At 58.0% G+C, this 2733-nt stretch carries 2 protein-coding genes and 1 pseudogene; all 3 read right to left on the reverse strand.

Annotated features, from left to right (window positions below; translation table 11 throughout):
- Positions 1-627 (reverse strand): annotated as a pseudogene (locus ACOSYY_RS08690) (hypothetical protein); the annotation flags it as partial.
- A gap of 45 nt (positions 628-672) precedes the next feature.
- Positions 673-1152, reverse strand: coding sequence for a tetratricopeptide repeat protein (locus ACOSYY_RS08695; protein ID WP_421661873.1), 480 nt, complete (start codon positions 1150-1152; stop codon positions 673-675).
- A gap of 114 nt (positions 1153-1266) precedes the next feature.
- The coding region (locus ACOSYY_RS08700) for a DUF4331 domain-containing protein (RefSeq protein WP_421661874.1) at positions 1267-2733 on the reverse strand (1467 nt) is incomplete at its 5' end.

Below are 2733 nucleotides of genomic sequence, written 5' to 3' on the forward strand. Positions count from 1 at the left end.
TCGAAAATCTTCAACCTGGTTGCGGTTCAACCACTCGAGCACCGGCTTGGCGGCCGTTCGGTTCCCTTCGGCGAGCGCGCATTCCAGAAGAATCCTGGCGTCCGCCGGTTCTCGCTGGACGCGCCAATTGGTCTGGGCTAACGGCAGCGCCTGTCGGGCATCGCGCAATAAATTCAACGTGAACCGTGCTTCTTCTCTGATATGGACGGTCGTTCCGCGTTCCCGGCCGGCGGCAAAGCGAGCCGCCAGTTCGGCTGTATGGTTCTGGAGCGCGGGCAGCTCCAGCGCCTGTTCAGCGAGAGCTAGGCGCAAGAGCAGTCCATCGGCTCTCGTCTCAGATTGGAGTAAGGAGATGACGCCTTGATAACGGCGCTGATCTAGCAAGTAATCCGCATAGGCGCCCAGCAAGTATTGATCTTTGATGCCAATCTTGAATGCTTCGGAGAAATACTGTTCAGCCTCTCGTATGGCTCCAGTGCGGGTCGCTGTTTCAGCCAGGATCGTTGTAAGCCAGATTCGCTCGCGACCTGAGAGAGCGGAATTCGAAAGCGCCTGCCGGAGCAGTTCACGGCTTGTTGATGATTGCCCCGTTACGCCGGCGATATCGCTCAAGCATCCCCGCAGCACATGAGAGGCCGCCAACCGGGCAAGCCGCAGACAGGCTCGCCGTGCCTAGGCGTAGCGTGCATGTACCTGAAGGATCGATGCTTTAGTGAGCCGAGCCTGGGCATTGGTCGGCTCTCTATCCAGCACCACATCCAGATCGGCCAAAGCCTGATCGAATTCATGGCCGTTCTGTTTGATAATCGCACGTAACAGTAGCACGGGAGCCGGAGGAATCGGTTCGTTCCACCAAGGGGTGAGGATTGCCTGTGCTTGCCCTAGGAAACGAGGATCGCCTTCCGACCGGCCTTGTTCGATGTAGCGAGTTGCCAACTTCACGGCTGCTTCGAGATGACGAGGGTTGTTTCGCAGGTCGGTTCGTAGGTTTTCGGTTTCGCGTGCGGCCGGATCGGTCGCCTTGAAACTGAGGCGCTCAAGGACCTGAGCATCATCCGTCGGTCGGTAGGGTTCAGGGCAAGCCGAAGGGATTTCGCTCGTCGTCGACCATCCGAACACGATGAGTACCATGAGTAATCGTGATCGAATCATTGAGCTATTCCCGTCAATAGGTGATTGGAACGCGCATGACGATTGTCGGCCGTCCGAGAAACCTGGTAATTTCGTAGGGTGTCGCACGCATGTGCGGCACCCGCTTGGCTATGACTAGAAGGCTTCTTTGGGATCGATATGCCGGCGATCCCGTCCATCGAACGGAGTAGGAAGGAATGGGAACTCCTTCGCGATCCCGTTGGCCGTCTTGTTACTGCCGACCGACCCCACGTTGAAATTCACTCCGTCGCCGAGGTTCGGTACGGCCGGGTTCGTGAGGATACCGGCCACAACGCGCAAGGCCACATCGGTGACATCGTCGTTCGGTCTCCTGCCGTTCGGCCAGCCGGCTCTATCCGGTGTCGCATTGCCGCTGGGGTCATGGGCCAAAGGGCCGAGTCGCTTCTGGCCGCCAGCCTGGGTTGGCGGGACGTCCAAGTCGACTCGGATGAAATCGGCGAGTGCTTCATTGGTCTTGCCCGAGCCGCAGACCGGTGGGCCCGGCGCATACCGGAGCAAAGCACTAACGAGATCTTCACGGTTTGCCGTCGGGAAGCCGGTGCCGAAGACCGTGTTGAGGGCTGTTGCGAGCGCCGAGTTGCAATAAAACGGGACAAAATCATTCTCATCTTCCGCATCCGTGGCATTCCACTTGTCCTTCATGCTCGTCGGAATGACCAGCTCATTAACGAGTGGATTGCCCATCCGTGCCACCTGGACGAAGCGGGCGCTGTTGTCACGGTCGCCGTTTTTCTTGATCACGCTGACCTTGGGCCGGCTCGTGCTGGCATAGGCGCCGATGAGTTTATTGCCGTTTGGCCCCGCAAGGTCGCCGATGGGGATCTCCAGCGCGATCGTGTTGACGTTGAAGCCGCTGAACGTATCGGCGGTGCCGGCACCCGGCGCTCCAACGATAATCGCGTCGTTCGCATCGTCGGCATCCGAAAGGATCGGTGAGAGATGCAGGTTGAGCGTATCGAATGTTCCTCCCAAGTCGATGTAGAAGGTTTCATCCCGCTGACCGGCGAAGACGCGCCCCCCGTTCTTCAAGGAATACACTCCTTTGGCGGCCAACTCTTCGTATTTGGGCATCGTACGAGGACCGACGTTCGACGGCACGGAAAACATCGGACCGGTACCGAGATCGCGCGGCGGTTGACCATAGCGCACTTCAGTAACGGTATAGCGTTGTCGCACGAGTAACCCTTCCGATCCTCCGCCGGTGAGCGCCGTAATGGGCGGCAATGCAACATAGGCCAAGGGGAACACATTTCCCGGTTGGCGGATCTCCGTCTTGAAACGGATTTGATAGACGATGTTCGCCGCGATATTGTTTTTGTTGTTGTCGACATGGATTTCGTAGAGCACGTCGTCCGCAAAAGTGAAGTAATTAGGACCCGATCCAGGCTCCTGACTCGGAATCACATTCATGATCAGGATTGCGTTGTCGGGATCCTCCCAACTGCGGAAGAAATAAAAATCCGTGATATCCGCCGTCGGGTCATTGGCGATCAACGGGGCCTCGCGATGGCTTGCAGCTAGGACCGGTGCGGCCATGAGCACAGTCAGTACCGTCAAGAT

Source organism: Nitrospira sp. BLG_2, from assembly GCF_049222245.1.